Source organism: Duganella sp. Leaf61, from assembly GCF_001421905.1.
In the GTDB taxonomy this organism is placed as follows: domain Bacteria; phylum Pseudomonadota; class Gammaproteobacteria; order Burkholderiales; family Burkholderiaceae_D; genus Rugamonas; species Rugamonas zoogloeoides.
The window spans coordinates 202,563-220,435 of the sequence record NZ_LMLM01000012.1; the positions used below are offsets into that span (position 1 = coordinate 202,563).

Sequence of the window (17,873 nt, forward strand, 5' to 3'; positions counted from 1 at the left end):
GATGATCATGAGTTTATCCCACGCTTTCGCCGGCAGTTTATTTGTGGTGGCCGCGCCGTCCGGCGCCGGCAAGTCCACGCTGGTCAATGCCCTGCTGGCACAGGAGCCGGCGATCAAGCTGTCGATTTCCACCACCACGCGCCAGCCGCGTCCCGGTGAAACCCACGGCGAGCAATACTGGTTCACCACCGCCGAAGATTTCGTCGCGCGCGCCGAGGCCGGCGAGTTCCTGGAATGGGCCGAAGTGCACGGCAATTACTACGGCACGTCGCGCATCATGGTCGAGCAGGAGATGAAAAAAGGCACCGATATTTTGCTGGAAATCGACTGGCAGGGTGCGCGCCAGGTGCGCAAGCAATTCCCGCAGGCGACCGGCATTTTCATCCTGCCGCCATCGATCGCCGCGCTCGAAGACAGACTGAAAAAACGCGCCACCGACGAGCCGCATGTGATCACCCGCCGGCTGCTTGCCGCAGGGGGTGAAATCGCCCACGCTCCCGAGTTCGAGTATGCTATCATCAACGAAGAATTCGCAATCGCGTTGTCCGAGCTTACCGCGATTGTCAGAGCGGCCCGTTGCCGGTTTGCGCAACAAGCGGCACGCAACGCCTCGCTATTTGCCCAATTGGGTATCCACGCTGAATAAAAGATTTTAGGAGCTATATCATGGCACGCATTACTATTGAAGATTGTCTCAAGAACATCCCTAACCGTTTCCAGCTGACCCTGGCCGCCACCTACCGCGCGCGCCAGCTGCTGCAAGGCCACACCCCGAAAGTGGAAGCCAAGGACAAGCCTACCGTTGTCGCCCTGCGTGAAATCGCCGCCGGCAAAGTCGGTATCGAAATGTTGAAAAAGGTCCCCATGTAAGGTGGACCCGCGTTCCCGAAGGTGGAGAATGCAACCTCAACACGACGGAACGCACACGTATGAATCTGATCCCTGCCGACCCGACACTGAACGCCACGCCCTCCCGGGCCAAACAGCCGGCTGCCATGCCGGCTGGTGCCACGTCGGGCACCCTTTCGGGTGCACATGCAGGGGATAGCACCGCCTCCACCATCGCAGCATCCTTGCCACCACCAGCTCCCCCCGTGATTTCCTCGTCGCCCCTGGCCACGCCTACCCTGACCGCCGGCGTTGCCTCGGTCACGCACCTGACCGAAAAACTGTCCGACTACATGACGGCCGCCGACCTGAAAAAGGTCAAGGAAGCCTATCGCTTCTCGGACGAAATGCACCTGGGCCAGGTCCGGAAATCGGGCGAACCGTACATCTCGCACCCGATCGCGGTGGCCGAGATTTGCGCCGACTGGAAGCTCGACGCGCAGGCGATCATGGCCGCGCTGCTGCACGATGTGATGGAAGACCAGGACGTCAAGAAGGACGAGCTGATCGAGCGCTTCGGCGCGCCGGTGGCCAACCTGGTCGATGGCTTGTCCAAGCTCGATAAAATCGAATTCCAGAGCCAGATCGAAGCGCAGGCGGAAAACTTCCGCAAGATGCTGCTGGCGATGGCGTCCGATGTGCGCGTCATCCTGATCAAGCTGGCCGACCGGCTGCACAATATGCGCACCATGGAAGTCATGGCGCCCAACAAGAAGGCCCGCATCTCGCGCGAAACGATGGAAGTGTACGTGCCCATCGCGCACCGCCTGGGCCTGAACAATATCTACCGCGAACTGCAGGACCTGTCGTTCTCGCACCTGTATCCGCTGCGCTATCGCACGCTGGCCAAGGCCGTCAAGGCGGCGCGCGGCAACCGCCGCGAAGTGGTCACCAAGATTCTCGAATCGGTGAAGAACACGCTGGGCATGGCCGGGATCGAAGCGGAAGTGTATGGCCGCGAAAAAACCCTGTTCGGCATCTACAAAAAAATGCGCAACAAGCACCTGTCGTTCTCGCAGGTGCTCGACGTGTATGGCTTCCGCGTGGTGGTCGATACCTTCCCCAACTGCTACGTGGCGCTGGGCACCCTGCACTCGCTGTACAAGCCGATGCCGGGCAAGTTCAAGGACTATATTGCGATCCGCAAGCTCAACGGCTACCAGTCGCTGCACACCACGCTGATCGGCCCGTACGGCACGCCGGTCGAGTTCCAGATCCGCACCCAGGAAATGCATCGCACCGCCGAGTCCGGCGTGGCCGCGCACTGGCTGTACAAGAATGCCGATTCCAACCTGTCCGACATGCAGCAGCGCACCCATGCGTGGCTACAGTCGCTGCTCGACATCCAGCAGCAGACCGGCGACTCGGCCGAGTTCCTCGAGCATGTCAAGGTCGATCTGTTCCCCGATTCGGTGTACGTGTTTACGCCCAAATCGAAGATCATCGCTTTGCCGCGCGGCGCCACGCCGATCGATTTTGCGTACTCGATCCACACCGGCATCGGCGACCACACGGTTTCGGCGATGATCAACCACGAACCGGTCTCGCTGCGCACCGAGCTGCGCAACGGCGACATCGTCGAGATCGTCACCGACGCGAATTCGCGGCCGAGCCCGAGCTGGCTGTCGTTCGTCCGTACCGGCAAGGCCCGTTCGGCGATCCGCCACCACCTGCGCACCATCAACCTGCCCGAATCGATCACGCTGGGCGAGCAGTTGCTGGCGCAGGCGCTCACGTCCCTGGGCATGTCGGCGCTGCTCGAAGAACACCTGACAGAGCGCCTGCTCAACGAATCGAGCGCCAAGTCGCTCGACGAGCTGTATGCCGACATTGGCATCGGCAAGCGCATGGCGGCGCTGGTGGCGCGCCATATCTTCGGCTTGCGCGGCGGCGAATCGGCCAGCGCGCCGATCGACCACAACAGTGCGACCGAGCTCGACCCGGTCACCATTTGCGGCAGCGAAGGCGTCTCGGTGCAACTGGCGCCGTGCTGCCTGCCAATCCCGGGCGACTCCATTATCGGCCAGCTGCGCCGCGACCAGGGCTTGCTGGTGCACACCACCGACTGCACGATCGCCAAGCGCCAGAAGGCCAAGGAGCCGGACCGCTGGATCGCGGTCAAGTGGGGCACCGAGATGAACCGCCGTTTCGACTGTCGCATCAAGCTGTTGATCAACAACGAAAAAGGCATCCTGGCGCGCGTGGCGGCCGAGATCGGCGAGTCCGACGCCAACATCACCTATGTCGGCATGGACGAGGACAAGGACAACGTGCTGCACCAGTTGCGCTTTACCATCCAGGTCAAGGACCGCGTGCACCTGGCCGGCCTGCTGCGCAATGTGCGTCGCGTGACCGGCGTCAACCGCATCCTGCGCGAGCGCAGCTGAACCGCCCCGGCGCCCTACTGCGGCGCCGGGTAACTGACTGCCAGAATTTCCAGCTCATCGACGCCGTGCGGCGCCTGGAAGGTGATCAGGTCGCCTTCGCGCGCCTTGGTCAATGCCCGCGCCACCGGCGCCACCCAGCTGATCTTGCCATTCAAAGGATCGAGCTCGTCGATGCCGACGATGGTGATGGTGCGCTCGGTGCCATGCTGGTCGCAATAGGTGACAGTGGCGCCAAAAAAGATCTGGTCGCTGCCGTGGTGCACGCTGGGATCGACTATTGCGGCCGAGTCCATGCGCTTGGTCAGGAAACGGATGCGGCGGTCGATTTCGCGCAGGCGTTTTTTCCCGTAGATGTAATCGCCGTTCTCGGAACGGTCGCCGTTGGACGCGGCCCAGTGGACGATACGCACCACTTCCGGCCGGTCAACGTCGATCAGCTGCAGCAATTCGTCCTTGATGCGCTGGTAGCCCTCGGGGCGGATGTAGTTCTTGGAGCCGGCCGGGATGGCCAGCGCCAGCGCGGCGGCTTCCTCGTCGTCGTCCCCGTCGGATTCTTTTACAAAGGCTTTGTTCATGACGCCTATTGTACAGCGCTGCTTTTCCGCAAACGTTTTGTTTCACGTATCATGCAGCCAGAAGAACCACACGAGGCCCGATGAAACATTTCCGACGCTTGCACCGCTGGCTGTTCGCGCCGCTGGTCTACCTGGCGGCGCTGTTGTTGCTGCTGGAAGACTGGCTGTGGGACCTGGGCGCGGCGCTGATGCGCCGCCTCACGGCCTGGCCGCCGCTGGCCCGCCTGGAACAGTGGATTTGCCAGCTGGGACCGTACGCGGCGCTGGTACTGATGGTGTTGCCGGCCGCGCTGCTGTTTCCGGTCAAGCTGCTGGCGCTGTGGGCGCTGGCCAACGGCCATGCGCTGCTGGGCCTGACCGTGATCGTGCTGGCCAAGGTGGTGGGGGCGGCGGCCGTGGCGCGGCTGTACCTGCTCACCCGGCCTGTATTGCTCACCATTGTCTGGTTTGCCCGCCTGCTGGGCTGGTTCCTGGCGCTCAAGGCGCGCTGGATCGCGCGCTTGCAAGCCACTGCGGCATGGCGTCAGGTGCAGGCGCTGGCCGGGCGCGTGCGACGCTGGCGCCAGCGCGCCAGCAGCGGCCCGCGCAGCTGGACCGGGCGCTTTCGCCGCCTGCTCAAGCGCTTTCGGGCCCGCTGGCGCACCTGACTGCGATGTCAACCACCATGCCAGATCAACGATATCACCGAGTCCACCGACCATTGCCATGAGTAGCCTCCCTGCCGCACCCGACCTTGCCACCGAACTGGCGCAGATGCGCGCGCGTTTTGACGCCATCGTTTCCAACACCCCTGGCCTGGTGTACCAGTTCGAGCGCCAGGCCGATGGCACCGTGTCGTTCCCGTATCTGAGCGACGGCTGCCAGGCGCTGCTGGGCCTCACGCCGGCCGCGCTGCACGCCGCGCCGGGCCGCTTCCTCGAACTGATCCTGCCCGAGGACCGCGACGCGTACCAGGACGCCATGCAGGCTTCGGCCAATGCGCTGTGGAGCTGGAACTGGGAAGGCCGGATCTGGGTCGATGCCTGGAAGGACGTCAAGTGGATCAACCTGCGCGCCACGCCGCACGCGCTGCCCGGCGGCGCCATGCGCTGGGACGGCATGATGACCAATATCACCGAAAGCAAGCAGGAGCAGCAGGAAGTGCGGCGGTCGCGCGCGCGGCTGGCCGAGCTGAGCGCCCACACCGACCGCGTCAAGGAACAGGAGCGCACCCGCATCGCCCGTGAAATCCACGACGAGCTGGGCGGCAACCTGACCGCCATCAAGATGGCGCTGGCCATGCTGGCAACGCGCCTGGACGGCATCGACCCGGCGCTGCGCGAGCGCACCGACTACCTCGATTCGCTGGTGGACCGCACCATCGACGCCGTGCACCGCATTTCACTCGACCTGCGCCCCGCCCTGCTCGACCTGGGCCTGGTGGCCGCGCTCGAGTGGCAGGTGCGCGAGTTCGACAAGCAGGCCGGCATCGACACCACGTTCAGCTACAACCAGCGCGACATGGGCCTCGACGAAGACCAGTCCACGGCGCTGTTCCGCATTGCCCAGGAAGCGCTGACCAATATCGCCAAACACGCCGAAGCGAGCCGGGTCAGCGTGAAGCTGGCGCGGCTGCGCCATTACGTCAGCCTGAAGATTACCGACGACGGCCGTGGCATCCGCCAGGCCGACCGCGCCAAGCCGGCGTCGTTCGGCCTGCGCGGCATGGTGGAACGCACCCGCGCACTGGGCGGCACCCTGACGCTGAGCCACGCGCCGGGGGGCGGCACGGTGGTGGCAATCAAGATTCGCCACGAAAGCACGGGACCGGAACCGGAACCGGGTCCGGGGGCTACAATAGGCGGATAGCCGGCTGGCTAAGCAACCGTGTCACATAATGCGCCACAGAGCGCTTGCAGAAAAAGTAGAGAAAACCACCATGAGCGAAAAAGCCATCATCAAGGTCTTCATTGCCGACGACCATGCCATCGTGCGCGAAGGCTTGAAACAAATCCTGGCCGAGACGCGCGACATCATCGTGGCCGGCGAGGCCGAGAACGGCCTGGAAGCCGTCAAGCTGTTCCGCAAGTCCGAATGCCAGGTCATGCTGCTCGACATTTCCATGCCCGACCGCAGCGGTATCGACGTGCTCAAGCAGATCAAGAAGGAAAAGCCGGACCTGGCCGTCCTGATGTTATCGATGCACCGCGAAGATCAATATGCGATCCGCTCGCTCAAGGCGGGCGCGTCCGGCTATCTCACCAAGCAGAGCGCGCCGCGCGAGCTGGTCAATGCCATCCGCCAGGTGGCTGGCGGCCAGAAATACATCAGCCCGGCGCTGGCACAGGAGCTGGCCAACCACGTGGGCGAAGACCACGAAGCGCCGCCGCACGATTCGCTGTCCGACCGCGAATACCAGACCCTGACCATGATTGCCTCCGGCAAGACGGTGGGCGTGATTGCCAAGGAATTGTCGTTGTCGGTCAAGACTGTCAGCGAATACCGCGCCCGCCTGCTGGTTAAAATGAAGCTCAAGAACAGCGCCGAATTGACACACTACGCGATCAAAAACCAGTTGATCGACTAAGGGAAGACGACGAACGGGCCCGACGGGGGTAAAATGACAACGATTAGTCCCATTATGGTTGTCGGATAGAACATTTTTGATGCAGAAATGAAAGACGTTTTTCCGCGCCTGCTCCGCGCAATGATGCATCCGGCATGGGCCTATCATGCTACAACCAAGTAAACCCATAGAGGTCGCTCGTTCATGTCCAGCAAACCCACCGTCCCCGAGCAGAATCCGGCCGAGATCGCACGCGAGGCGTTCAAACGCCTGGCGCTGCGCCGGATTTCTCCCACGCCCGAGGCCTATCGCGAGATTTACAACGAAATCGCCGGCATCAGCGAACCGGCAGTAGCCAGCGCGCCCGTTGTCAGCATCGACCCCGGCCCGGAATCGGTCCTGAACCAGTTTGCCACGCGCCTGGCCGACGGCACCGGCGACCTGGCCGATTTCGGCCGCCGCTTCAACCGCGCCGTCAAATCGCGCGACTGGGACGGCTATGCGCGCATGTTGTCGCAACTGGTGGAAAAACACTTTATCAGCAAGAAGCCCGGCATCGAAACGGCCGGCATGGCCGCCGCCACCGGCGCCGAGGACGAGCAAAGCCGCGCCCTGCGCGAACTGCTCAGCCGCACCCTCACTTTTGCGGTAGCGTCGCTGCTGGCCGATGCGCCGGCATTGGCAGCCGAGGCTGAATCATTGGGCACCGCCACCCGTGACGCCCACAGCGAGGAAGCGCTGACCGAGATCGGCCAGCGCCTCAAGCAACTGTGCTTCCAGATCGAAGTGCGCGGCGCCGACAGCGCCGAGCAGCAGGAGTTGCTGCTGCGCCTGTTCAAGCTACTGCTGGAAAACGTCAGCGAACTGCTCGAAGACGACAGCTGGCTGCAAGGCCAGATCGAAGCGGTGCAACACCTGATCTCGGGCCCGCTTGACGTCCGTGCGCTCGAGGACGCCACGCGCAGCCTGAAGGAAGTCATTTACAAGCAGGGCCAGCTCAAGCACAGCCTGTCGGACGTCAAGCTCACCGTCAAGAACATGATGATGACGTTTATCGACCGCCTGGGCGCGGTGGCCGCCTCCACCGGCGACTTCCACGAGAAGATCGGTGGCTATTCGGACAAGATCAGCAAGGCCGACAATATTTCCGAGCTCAACAGCATTCTAGACGAAGTGCTCAAGGAAACCCGGCTGGTGCAGGCCGAGGCGCTCAAGGCCCGCGACAAGATGGTGCTGGCGCGTCAGGAAGTGCAGGACGCGGAAAGCCGCATCCACGCGCTCGAAGCCAAGCTCCAGCACTTGAGCGAGCTGGTGCGCGAAGATCAACTGACCGGCTCGCTCAACCGGCGCGGCCTCGACGACGTGTTCGACCGCGAAACCGCGCGCTCCGACCGCCGTGGCACGCCGCTGTGCGTGTCCGTGCTCGACCTCGACGACTTCAAAAAGCTCAACGATACCTACGGCCACATCGCCGGCGACGCCGCGCTCAAGCATCTGGTGAAAATCGTCAAGGAAACCCTGCGCTCGATGGACGTGATCGCCCGCTTCGGCGGCGAGGAATTCCTGATCCTGATGCCCGAGACCACCATCGAGGCGGCAGCATCGACCATGACCCGCCTGCAACGCGAACTGACCAAGCACTTCTTCCTGCACGATAACGAAAAGGTGCTGATCACGTTCTCGGCTGGCGTGGCGCTGCGCCGCCCCAACGAAGAGCAGACCGACCTGGTCAAACGGGCCGACAAGGCCATGTATACCGCCAAGCAGACCGGCAAGAACCGGGTGGTGATGGCCGACTAGCAGGCAAGCTTGGCAGTCCTGCCACAGAAAACATCGAGCCCGGCGCCTGCCGGGCTTTTTTTTCATTAAATTACTGCGATAAATAAATTATTTTCAGCCCTAAAGATTGGCTTTTCACGGCCGATTAAGCGCAGCCGCAGGCTGAACTTTAGGGCCGAAATGAAATTTATAGTTCGTTTCCAGGCCTAAATTTTCCCGCTGAGCAACCGAAAATCATTACAACAGCGGTTTGATTGTCTCGGCAAGTAGAGACAGACCAAAGTTGACTGCGGCATCCAGCCCATACATCAGTAAGTATGGAGAATCATCATGGCACAAGTCATCAACAGCAACATCCAATCCCTCAATTCGCAACGTAACCTGAGCAGCTCGCAAGCTAATCTGTCCACTTCGTTGCAACGTCTTTCCTCCGGCCTGCGTATCAACAGCGCCAAGGACGATGCGGCCGGTCTGGCCATTTCCGAGCGCTTCACGTCGCAAATTCGTGGTAACCAGCAAGCAGCGCGTAACGCCAACGACGGCATTTCGCTGGCACAAACTGCTGAGGGTGGCTTGAGCACCGCTGGCGATCTGCTGCAACGTGTGCGTGAACTGGCAGTGCAGTCCGCCAACGGTAGTAACTCGGCATCGGATCGTGCGTCGATCCAGAACGAGGTGAGCGCCCTGAGCAAGGAACTCGACCGCGTTGCCACCAGCACCCAGTTCAACGGCCAGAATGTACTCGACGGCAGCCTGACGTCCACCCAGTTCCAGGTCGGCGCCAACTCGAACCAGACCATCGACATCGGTGTGCAGAGCGCCAAGGCCCGCGATATCGGTAACAACACCATCAAGCCTGCCGATACCGCTACTTCGCTGTCGCAAGCGAAGACCAATGCCGCAACCAACCTCGATGCCGACCTCGGCAGCAACATGGTGACCGAGAAGCTGACCATCAAGGCTGGCGCCGGTGCTTCGCAGGATATTTTCCTCAAAGCGCAAGACAACACTGCTGGCGCAGTGGTGGTGGGCGACACGGCAAAATCGGCCGCTGCCAAAATCAATTCCGCATCCGCCACCACCGGCGTGAACGCCGAAGCGAAAACTGAAGCGACGCTGTCGAAGATTTCTGACGGCGCAGTGAACTTCCAGCTGCGCGGCGCCAATTCGATCGCCAACGATCCGAACTCGAAGGCTGTCAACATCAGCGCCAAAGTGGTGGGCGNTGTTCGTACGCGCCACGTCGGCCGAACTGGAACGGGAGTTTTTGCGACGCTGTCGAAAATTTCTGACGGCGCAGTGAACTTCCAGCTGCGCGGCGCCAATTCGATCGCCAACGATCCGAACTCGAAGGCTGTCAACATCAGCGCCAAAGTGGTGGGCGGCGATCTGTCGGCCCTGGCCCAGGCGGTCAATGCCCAGACTGCAACTACCAACATCACCGCCAGCATCAAGGTCGATGCCAGCGGCGCCAAGGAACTGCAACTGAAGGACAACACCGGCAACGATATCCAGATCGCGACCCAGGCTGGCGACGTTGCCCTGCAAAACTCGGAAATTCGCGGCCACGATGTTGGTGGTGTAGCCGGTGCCGGTGCTGTGCTGACTGCCACGGCGTCTGCCTCGGTTGGCGGCCGCGTCGAGTTTTCGTCCGACTCGGGTTTCTCGATCACGACCGACCAGACATCGTCGGCGGTCGCAGGCGGCACCACTGCCACCATCGGCAGCGACCTGCAATCGGTGGACAAGATCGACGTCAGCACCATCGACGGCGCCAACGCTGCGTTGAAAACCATCGATTCGGCGCTGAACTCGATCAACAAGAACCGTGCCGACCTCGGTGCGATCCAGAACCGTTTTGCATCGACCATCGCCAACCTGAACACGACGACCGAGAACTTGTCTTCCTCGCGTAGCCGGATCCAGGATACCGACTTTGCGCAAGAAACGGCCAACCTGACGCGTGGCCAGATCCTGCAACAGGCCGGTACTGCCATGCTGGCCCAGGCCAACTCGCTGCCGAACGGCGTGCTGTCGCTGCTGCGTGGCTAATCTCTCCGGATGAATTAGCTCAGAAAAAACATGCGCTAATCCCGCTCCCCGGCTGATGTTTGTCAGTCCGGGGATTTTTCGTAAAGGACGCATCATGACTATCGACTCAATAGGCTCAATTTCCGTCGGTCGCCCGGCGGAACGCCAGTTGGCGGGCACCGACGCCGCCCAGGTACCGGGCGCCACCCGCGCGCCGGCCAGCGCCGTCGAGACCGCCAACGCGGTCAAAGGTCCGCCGTCACTCGACCAGGTCAACCGGGCAGTATCCGAGTTGAACCAGTCGCCGCAGGCCAAGTCGCAGGGACTCGAGTTTTCCATCGATACCGACAGCAAGCGCACCGTGGTCAAGGTCATCGACCAAAGTACCAAAGAGGTGTTGCGGCAGATTCCGACGCCCGAGGCGCTGGAAATTGCCAAGGCGATGGAAGCCAAATCCACCAAGGGTGTGCTGATCCAGCAAACCGCGTAGCGCCGCGACGTGCCTATCAACAACAAAAACCAGCTTTCGGGCTGGTTTTTTTTCGTCCAGACATGTTTAAAAAATATTTGTTTTTTTACACTAAAGATTTGCGGAGTATAGTCGTATGGTGGTCGCCGGTGCCAACGCCAGCTGGCCGCATGGAGTGGAGGGACCAACAGCGGTTTGAGCGCCCCGGGACAGCGGGGTGGACCAAAGTACACCGGGCACCTGGCCCAACCCGTTCTACCTGCGGAGAACGACCATGGCACAAATTATCAATAGCAATATCCAGTCGCTGAACTCGCAGCGCAACCTGAGTAGCTCGCAGACAAGCCTGTCCACATCCCTGCAACGCCTGTCGTCCGGCCTGCGCATCAACAGCGCCAAGGACGATGCGGCCGGTCTGGCCATTTCCGAGCGTTTCACAGCGCAAATCCGCGGCAACCAGCAGGCTGCCCGGAACGCCAACGATGGCATCTCGCTGGCGCAAACCGCTGAAGGCGGCTTGGGCACCGCCGGCGACCTGTTGCAGCGCGTGCGCGAACTGGCGGTGCAGTCGGCCAACGGCAGCAACTCTGCCTCCGACCGCGCTTCGATTCAGAACGAAGTGAGTGCGCTGACCAGGGAACTCGACCGCGTCGCCACGACCACCCAGTTCAACGGCCAGAATGTACTCGATGGCAGCCTCACTTCCACCCAGTTCCAGGTAGGCGCCAACTCCAACCAGACCATCGACGTAGGTGTGCAAAGCGCCAGGGCGCGCGATATCGGCAACAATACCATCAAGCCCGTCGATACTAATACCTCGCTGTCCCAAGCGAATGCGGCAACCGCCACCAACCTCAACGCCGATCTCAGCAACTTCCTGACTGCGGACGATACACTGACCATTACTGCCGGCGCCGGTACCAGCCAGGACGTGTTCCTGAACGCGCCGCAGGCAGGGCCTCCCGTCATTTCCGGCGACACCGCCAAGTCCGCAGCGGCCAAGATCAATGCGGCCAGCCTCGCGACCGGTGTCACTGCCGAGGCCAAGACAGTGGCTACCATTGGCGACATCAAGGACGGCGCCGTCAACTTCCAGCTACGCGGCGCCAATTCCATCGCCAACGATTCAAACTCGAAACCGGTGACCATCAGCGCCAGGGTTACGGGAGGCGACCTGTCGGCCCTGGCACAAGCAGTCAATGCCCAAAGCGCGACCACCAACGTCACTGCCACCATCAAGCTTGATGCGGCTGGCAACAAGGAATTGCAGTTGACGGACAACACCGGCAACGATATCCAGATCGCGGCCCAAGGGGGCGACCAGGCATTGCTTGGTGCCACCGTACGCGGACACGATGTCGGCGGCCAGCCGTCAACCGCCACTGTGCCGCTCGACGGCACAACCGGCGCGGCAGCGGTGGTCGGCGGCCGGATCGAGTTCTCGTCCGATGCCGGCTTTTCCATCAGCTCCAGCATCACCACCGGTTCGGCGGTGACCGGCGGCGTAACGATCGGCAGTGACCTGCAGTCGGTTGACCAGGTTGACGTCAGCACGGTCGAAGGCGCGAACAACGCCCTGAAAACCATCGACTCGGCGCTGAACCTGATCAACCGGAACCGCGCCGACCTCGGTGCGATCCAGAATCGTTTTGCCTCGACCATTGCCAACCTCAATACCACGACCGAGAACCTGTCAGCTTCGCGCAGCCGTATCCAGGATACTGACTTTGCCCAGGAAACGGCCACCCTCACGCGCGGCCAGATCCTGCAACAGGCCGGCACCGCGATGCTGGCCCAGGCCAACTCGTTACCTAACGGGGTGTTGTCGCTGCTGCGTGGCTGAATATTTTTAAAGACTTACACAAAAAGACCCCGGCTGGCATTGTCAGACCGGGGTTTTTTCATGACATTACGCTAACTAGAAATATTTATTTTTACTCTAAAGTTTTAGCGATGCCAGTCGCTTTAGCGGGTGCCTGAGAAAAACTTGAGGGATTGCGTGAAACTTATTCTATGTTTCCCACCCTAAACCTTTTCATAAAGCAACCGAAAACACTTACAACAGCGGTCTGATCGCCACGGAACAGCGTGGTGGACCAAAGTAAGTAAGGGCGCCCTGCCCAACCCGTAGTACATCTGGAGAACACCATGGCACAAGTTATTAACAGCAACATCCAGTCGCTGAACTCGCAACGCAATCTGAGCAGCTCGCAAGCCAACCTGTCCACATCCCTGCAACGCCTGTCCTCGGGCCTGCGTATCAACAGCGCCAAGGACGATGCGGCCGGTCTGGCCATTTCCGAGCGCTTCACGTCGCAAATTCGCGGTAACCAGCAAGCAGCGCGTAACGCCAACGACGGCATCTCGCTGGCACAAACTGCTGAGGGCGGCTTGAGCACCGCCGGCGACCTGCTGCAACGTGTGCGCGAACTGGCCGTACAATCGGCCAACGGCAGTAACTCGGCATCGGATCGTGCGTCGATCCAGAACGAGGTGAGTGCCCTGAGCAAGGAACTCGACCGTGTTGCCACCAGCACCCAGTTCAACGGCCAGAACGTCCTCGACGGCAGCTTGACATCCACCCAGTTCCAGGTCGGCGCCAACTCGAACCAGACCATCGACATCGGCGTGCAGAGCGCCAAGGCCCGCGATATCGGTAACAACACCATCAAGCCTGCCGATACTGCTACTTCGCTGTCACAAGCGAAGACCAATGCCGCAACCAACCTCGATGCCGACCTCGGCAGCAACATGGTGACCGAGAAGCTGACCATCAAGGCCGGCGCCGGTGCTACGCAGGATATTTTCCTCAAAGCGCAAGACAACACTGCTGGCGCAGTGGTGGTGGGTGACACGGCTAAATCGACCGCTGCCAAAATCAATGCCGCATCCGCCACTACCGGCGTGAACGCCGAGGCGAAAACCGAAGCGACGCTGTCGAAAATTTCTGACGGCGCAGTGAACTTCCAGCTGCGCGGCGCCAATTCGATCGCCAACGATCCGAACTCGAAGGCTGTCAACATCAGCGCCAAAGTGGTGGGNATTTCTGACGGCGCAGTGAACTTCCAGCTGCGCGGCGCCAATTCGATCGCCAACGATCCGAACTCGAAGGCTGTCAACATCAGCGCCAAAGTGGTGGGCGGCGATCTGTCGGCCCTGGCCCAGGCGGTCAATGCCCAGACTGCAACTACCAACATCACCGCCAGCATCAAGATCGATGCCAGCGGCGCCAAGGAACTGCAACTGAAGGACAATACCGGCAACGATATCCAGATCGCGACCCAGGCTGGCGACGTCGCCCTGCAAAACTCGGAAATTCGCGGCCACGATGTTGCCGGTGTAGCCGGTGCCGGTGCTGTGCTGACTGCCACGGCATCTGCCTCGGTTGGCGGCCGCGTCGAGTTTTCGTCCGATACCGGTTTCTCGATCACCACCGACCAGACATCGTCGGCGGTCGTCGGCGGTACTACCGCCACCATCGGCAGCGACCTGCAATCGGTGGACAAGATCGACGTCAGCACCGTCGATGGTGCCAACGCTGCGTTGAAAACCATCGATTCGGCGCTGAATTCGATCAACAAGAACCGTGCCGATCTCGGTGCGATCCAGAACCGTTTTGCATCGACCATCGCCAACCTGAACACGACGACCGAGAACCTGTCTTCCTCGCGTAGCCGGATCCAGGATACCGACTTTGCGCAAGAAACGGCCAACCTGACGCGCGGCCAGATCCTGCAACAGGCCGGTACTGCCATGCTGGCCCAGGCCAACTCGCTGCCGAACGGGGTGCTGTCGCTGCTGCGTGGCTAATCTTCCGCCGCGCTAACTACGCTCCCCGGCTGACTTTGTCTGTCCGGGGATTTTTCGTAAAGGACGCATCATGACTATCGACTCAATAAGCTCGATCGCTGCGGGCCGGCTGCCGGAACGCCAGGCCGCGGGTGCCGACGCGAGCGTGGCCGGGACTGCGGGCACCACCCGTGCGCCGGCGACCGCCACCGAGACCGCCAACGCGGTCAAGGGCGCGCCGTCGCTCGACCAGGTTAACCGAGCCGTTTCCGAGTTGAACAAATCGTCGCAGGCGGCATCGCAGGGACTCGAGTTTTCCATCGACACCGACAGCCAGCGCACCGTGGTCAAGGTCATCGACCAAAGCACCAAGGAGGTGCTGCGCCAGATACCTACGCCCGAAGCGCTCGATATCGCCAAGGCGTTGCAGGCCAATACCGCGACCAAGGGCATGCTGATCCAGCAAACTGCCTGACTTTGCAATATTGATTGCACTACCGCGGCGCGCCTGGTGCGCGCCATTTTTTCTCCTTTCATGGCAAGCTTGACAGGCCGCGCCACCTGCCGACGCCGCTCCGGTTCATCCGTTCCACCCGACTTTCCATCGCTAAGTCGGAACTGGCGGGTATTCTTCCCTCTCAAGTCCGGATTGATTCTGCCGTTATTGCCTTATATTATTGTTTTACACAGGAGCGCATCGTGGGCATAGCTACCACCAATATCGGATCCGGTCTGAACCTCGACGACATCATCAGCAAGCTGATGGTGGCAGAGTCCGCGCCACTCAAGCAGTTCGACAAAAAGTCAGCCAGCTACCTGGGCCAGGTGTCGGCGTACGGCAACCTGTCGAGCGCGCTCGGTTCGTTTCAGTCCTCGCTGTCGAGCCTGACGTCGATCAACAGCTTCCAGACCATGTCGGTATCACCCGGCGACTCCTCCATCTTCACCGCCACTGCCAACGGCACAGCCAAAGCTGGCTCCTATCGGGTCAACATCAGCCAGATCGCCCAGGCGCAAACGCTGGCGTCGGGCGGTTTCAAATCGACCACAGCGGCTATCGGCGTGGGCGCCAAGACCACCATCAACTTCTCGCTCGGCGCGGTTGCCGGCGGTACCTTCGGCATCACCGGCACGACGCTGGGCGCCAGTCTGCATACTGGCGGTCTCACACCGGGCGCGCTGTCGATCAACGGCACCGCCATCGCCACCGACGGCACCACCCGCAGCGCGCGCCTGCTGGCCGATGCCATCAATGCCAAGAGCACCACCACCGGCGTGTCGGCCAAGGCCGCCCCCACCGAAACTTCGGCCACCCTGTTCGGCAGCGGCGGCGCTTCCACGTTTGGCACGGTCGATACCAGCAGCGGCGGCACTTACTCGCTGACGGTAGGCGGAGTGGAAATTGCCGTTCAGGGCGAGAACGTGGCTGCCGACGCGCCCGAGGCCGTCAGCGCGGCCTCGATCGACGCTGCACTGACCGGCAACACGGCCGTGGCGCGTGCGCTGGCCGACGCCAACATCACTGTCTCCGGGACTGCCGCCGACGGCACGCTGCAATTTAAAAATGCCGACGGCAGCAATATCGGCATTTCCGAAGCGGTGTCGGGCAGCGTCACCGGCGGCATCGGCAACAGCGGTCAGGCCAACATCGGCTCCAACACTACGGCGGTATCGTCGATCTCGCTCATCTCCAACGATGGCAGCCCAATCAACGTGGGCGGCTCCAACCCGGCCGGTGCCGGCCTTACCGCTGGCATCGGCGGCGCCTACCTGGGCGCGACCTTCACGGCCGACGCCGAACGCACCAGCGGCAATATCGTCATCGACAGCACCAACAACTCGCTGTCGGGCATCATGGCTGCGATCAACAAGGGGAATTTCGGCGTCACCGCCAGCATCGTGTCCGATGGTTCCACCGGTACCAACGCCACGCCCAACCGCCTGATCCTCACTTCTACCAACACCGGCCAGAGTTCGAGCATGAAGATCACGCTGGCCGGTGCGGGCGGCGAACCGCCCGATCCGGCCCTGGTCAGCTTGCTGGGCTACGACCCGGGCGGCGTGCAAAGCCTGAACCAGAAGGCGGCCGCTTCCGACACCAAGGCCACTGTCAACGGTATCGACGTAACCAGCTCAAGCACCGGCATTAGCGGCGCCATCACCGGTGTTACCATCAGCGCAGTCAAAGTGGGAGCGTCCACCCTCACTGTGGCCAAGGATACCAGTTCGCTCACTACGTCGGTCAACGGCTTCGTCAAGGCATATAACGACCTCAACAGCCAGATCGCATCGCTCGGTGGCTACAATGCCGAAACCAAGGCCGGTGGTCCGCTGCTGGGCGACTCCACGCTGCGCAACCTGCAAGCAACGATCCGGCGCCAGATGACTTCGTCGATTACCGGGCTGCAAGGCAGCAACCTGACCAATCTGTCGCAGATCGGCGTGACGTTCCAGAAAGACGGTACGCTGTCGCTCGACAGCAGCAAGTTGAGCAAGGCGATCGACACCAATTACAACGACATCGCCGGCCTGTTCGCAGCGGTGGGACGCGGCACCGATCCCGATGTCAAGTTCACCAGTTCCACCAGCAAGACCGTGGCTGGCGATTATGCAATCAATGTCACCCAGTTGGCCACCAAGGCCGTGTTGAAAGGCAATACTGCCCTGGCGGCGGAAACCACGATTGCGCCGGACACCACCTGGACCATTACACTCAACGACACCACGCCGCCCAACCTCGACAACACGGTGGCAGTGAGTATTCCGGAAGGTACCTACAACCCGAGCCAGCTGGCTACCATGCTGCAATCGGCAATCAACGGCGTGAGCAAGTTTTCCTCGGCCGGCGCCACGGTGGCGGCTACCATCGGCGACGACGGCATGCTCAAGCTGGAATCGACGCGCTACGGCGCCAAGTCCAACATCAACATCGTCAGCACCGACGGTACCAGCATGGCCAGCGTGTTCGGCACCGCCACGCCGGTCAAGGGCCAGGACGTGGCAGGCACTATCGGCGGCTACTCGGCCACAGGCGATGGCCAGACGCTGACCGGCGCACCAGGTGCGCCGATCGAGGGTCTCAAGCTCACCGTCGAAGGCGACACCGTCGGCAACCGTGGCACCTTCGGCTTTTCTCAGGGTTACGCCTACCAGCTCAATTCGCTGGCAGCCAACTACCTGGGCGGCACCGGCGTCATCGCCAGCCGCACCAAGGGCCTCAACGACACGGTCAAGGACATCACCACCCAGCGTGATGCGTTCAGCGCCCGGTTGGTGGACGTGGAGGCACGTTATCGCAAGCAGTATTCGGCGCTCGATACCATGATCGCCGGCCTGAACAGTACCCAATCGTATCTGACGCAGCAGCTGGCAGCACTGTCAGCGAATCGTTAAGCATTATTTACAGGAGA

The 17,873-nt window shown here is 61.5% G+C and carries 14 protein-coding genes and 2 pseudogenes; 15 read left to right on the forward strand and 1 reads right to left on the reverse strand.

Going from position 1 to position 17,873, the window contains the following annotated elements; genetic code table 11:
- The first annotated feature begins 7 nt into the window (after positions 1 to 7).
- The 3 genes from gmk to ASF04_RS09920 are packed head-to-tail and all read left to right on the forward strand — an operon-like array spanning position 8 to position 3,275.
- Positions 8 to 646 carry a guanylate kinase gene (gmk, locus tag ASF04_RS09910; RefSeq protein ID WP_056141914.1) on the forward strand — a complete coding sequence of 213 codons (639 nt, stop codon included), beginning with the start codon at positions 8 to 10 and terminating at the stop codon, positions 644 to 646.
- Between the two features lie 20 nt (positions 647 to 666).
- The gene (rpoZ, locus tag ASF04_RS09915) at positions 667 to 870 is read left to right on the forward strand and encodes a DNA-directed RNA polymerase subunit omega (RefSeq protein ID WP_019922806.1); all 204 of its coding nucleotides are present in this window, start codon (positions 667 to 669) and stop codon (positions 868 to 870) included.
- 59 nt (positions 871 to 929) lie between these two features.
- The gene (locus ASF04_RS09920) at positions 930 to 3,275 is read left to right on the forward strand and encodes a bifunctional (p)ppGpp synthetase/guanosine-3',5'-bis(diphosphate) 3'-pyrophosphohydrolase (protein WP_056140651.1); all 2,346 of its coding nucleotides are present in this window, start codon (positions 930 to 932) and stop codon (positions 3,273 to 3,275) included.
- A gap of 14 nt (positions 3,276 to 3,289) precedes the next feature.
- On the opposite strand, the gene greB is transcribed toward ASF04_RS09920, so the two are convergent.
- On the reverse strand, positions 3,290 to 3,850 hold the full coding sequence (greB, locus tag ASF04_RS09925; RefSeq protein ID WP_056140654.1) for a transcription elongation factor GreB: 561 nt from the start codon (positions 3,848 to 3,850) through the stop codon (positions 3,290 to 3,292).
- A gap of 80 nt (positions 3,851 to 3,930) precedes the next feature.
- On the opposite strand from greB, the gene ASF04_RS09930 reads away from it, so the two are divergent.
- From ASF04_RS09930 to fliD, 12 genes and pseudogenes are all read left to right on the forward strand, one after another.
- Entirely contained in the window at positions 3,931 to 4,497 is a 567-nt protein-coding gene (locus ASF04_RS09930) for a hypothetical protein (protein ID WP_056140657.1), read from the forward strand.
- A gap of 58 nt (positions 4,498 to 4,555) precedes the next feature.
- Positions 4,556 to 5,698, forward strand: coding sequence for a sensor histidine kinase (locus tag ASF04_RS09935; protein WP_056140660.1), 1,143 nt, complete (start codon positions 4,556 to 4,558; stop codon positions 5,696 to 5,698).
- 70 nt (positions 5,699 to 5,768) lie between these two features.
- Positions 5,769 to 6,416, forward strand: a complete 648-nt coding sequence (locus ASF04_RS09940) for a response regulator transcription factor (RefSeq protein WP_056140665.1) — start codon at positions 5,769 to 5,771, stop codon at positions 6,414 to 6,416.
- A 183-nt stretch (positions 6,417 to 6,599) separates the two neighbouring features.
- Complete coding sequence (locus ASF04_RS09945; RefSeq protein WP_056140668.1) at positions 6,600 to 8,195, forward strand: GGDEF domain-containing protein; 1,596 nt, start codon at positions 6,600 to 6,602, stop codon at positions 8,193 to 8,195.
- Positions 8,196 to 8,504: 309 nt separating this feature from the next.
- Positions 8,505 to 9,399, forward strand: a pseudogene (locus ASF04_RS28580) (flagellin); the annotation flags it as partial.
- Between the two features lie 515 nt (positions 9,400 to 9,914).
- Positions 9,915 to 10,226, forward strand: coding sequence for a flagellin (locus ASF04_RS28705; protein ID WP_373922136.1), 312 nt, complete (start codon positions 9,915 to 9,917; stop codon positions 10,224 to 10,226).
- Positions 10,227 to 10,320: 94 nt separating this feature from the next.
- Positions 10,321 to 10,695 carry a flagellar protein FlaG gene (locus ASF04_RS09955; RefSeq protein WP_056141918.1) on the forward strand — a complete coding sequence of 125 codons (375 nt, stop codon included), beginning with the start codon at positions 10,321 to 10,323 and terminating at the stop codon, positions 10,693 to 10,695.
- Between the two features lie 253 nt (positions 10,696 to 10,948).
- Complete coding sequence (locus ASF04_RS09960; RefSeq protein ID WP_056140675.1) at positions 10,949 to 12,517, forward strand: flagellin; 1,569 nt, start codon at positions 10,949 to 10,951, stop codon at positions 12,515 to 12,517.
- A 305-nt stretch (positions 12,518 to 12,822) separates the two neighbouring features.
- Positions 12,823 to 13,715, forward strand: a pseudogene (locus ASF04_RS28145) (flagellin); the annotation flags it as partial.
- 457 nt (positions 13,716 to 14,172) lie between these two features.
- Complete coding sequence (locus ASF04_RS28710; RefSeq protein WP_373922137.1) at positions 14,173 to 14,484, forward strand: flagellin; 312 nt, start codon at positions 14,173 to 14,175, stop codon at positions 14,482 to 14,484.
- Between the two features lie 70 nt (positions 14,485 to 14,554).
- Positions 14,555 to 14,938 (forward strand): flagellar protein FlaG, encoded by a 384-nt coding sequence (locus tag ASF04_RS09970; RefSeq protein ID WP_056140679.1) that lies wholly within the window; start codon positions 14,555 to 14,557, stop codon positions 14,936 to 14,938.
- A gap of 224 nt (positions 14,939 to 15,162) precedes the next feature.
- Positions 15,163 to 17,856 carry a flagellar filament capping protein FliD gene (gene fliD / locus ASF04_RS28585; protein WP_056140680.1) on the forward strand — a complete coding sequence of 898 codons (2,694 nt, stop codon included), beginning with the start codon at positions 15,163 to 15,165 and terminating at the stop codon, positions 17,854 to 17,856.
- Positions 17,857 to 17,873 lie beyond the last annotated feature (17 nt).

What these genes read in the sequence shown, in the direction of transcription:
- greB (WP_056140654.1), bottom strand. Translation starts at nt 3,850, where the DNA reads ATGAACAAAGCCTTTGTAAAAGAATCCGACGGGGACGACGACGAGGAA.
- ASF04_RS09920 (WP_056140651.1), top strand. Translation starts at nt 930, where the DNA reads ATGAATCTGATCCCTGCCGACCCGACACTGAACGCCACGCCCTCCCGG.
- rpoZ (WP_019922806.1), top strand. Translation starts at nt 667, where the DNA reads ATGGCACGCATTACTATTGAAGATTGTCTCAAGAACATCCCTAACCGT.
- gmk (WP_056141914.1), top strand. Translation starts at nt 8, where the DNA reads ATGAGTTTATCCCACGCTTTCGCCGGCAGTTTATTTGTGGTGGCCGCG.
- ASF04_RS09930 (WP_056140657.1), top strand. Translation starts at nt 3,931, where the DNA reads ATGAAACATTTCCGACGCTTGCACCGCTGGCTGTTCGCGCCGCTGGTC.
- ASF04_RS09945 (WP_056140668.1), top strand. Translation starts at nt 6,600, where the DNA reads ATGTCCAGCAAACCCACCGTCCCCGAGCAGAATCCGGCCGAGATCGCA.
- ASF04_RS09955 (WP_056141918.1), top strand. Translation starts at nt 10,321, where the DNA reads ATGACTATCGACTCAATAGGCTCAATTTCCGTCGGTCGCCCGGCGGAA.
- ASF04_RS09960 (WP_056140675.1), top strand. Translation starts at nt 10,949, where the DNA reads ATGGCACAAATTATCAATAGCAATATCCAGTCGCTGAACTCGCAGCGC.
- ASF04_RS09935 (WP_056140660.1), top strand. Translation starts at nt 4,556, where the DNA reads ATGAGTAGCCTCCCTGCCGCACCCGACCTTGCCACCGAACTGGCGCAG.
- ASF04_RS09970 (WP_056140679.1), top strand. Translation starts at nt 14,555, where the DNA reads ATGACTATCGACTCAATAAGCTCGATCGCTGCGGGCCGGCTGCCGGAA.
- ASF04_RS09940 (WP_056140665.1), top strand. Translation starts at nt 5,769, where the DNA reads ATGAGCGAAAAAGCCATCATCAAGGTCTTCATTGCCGACGACCATGCC.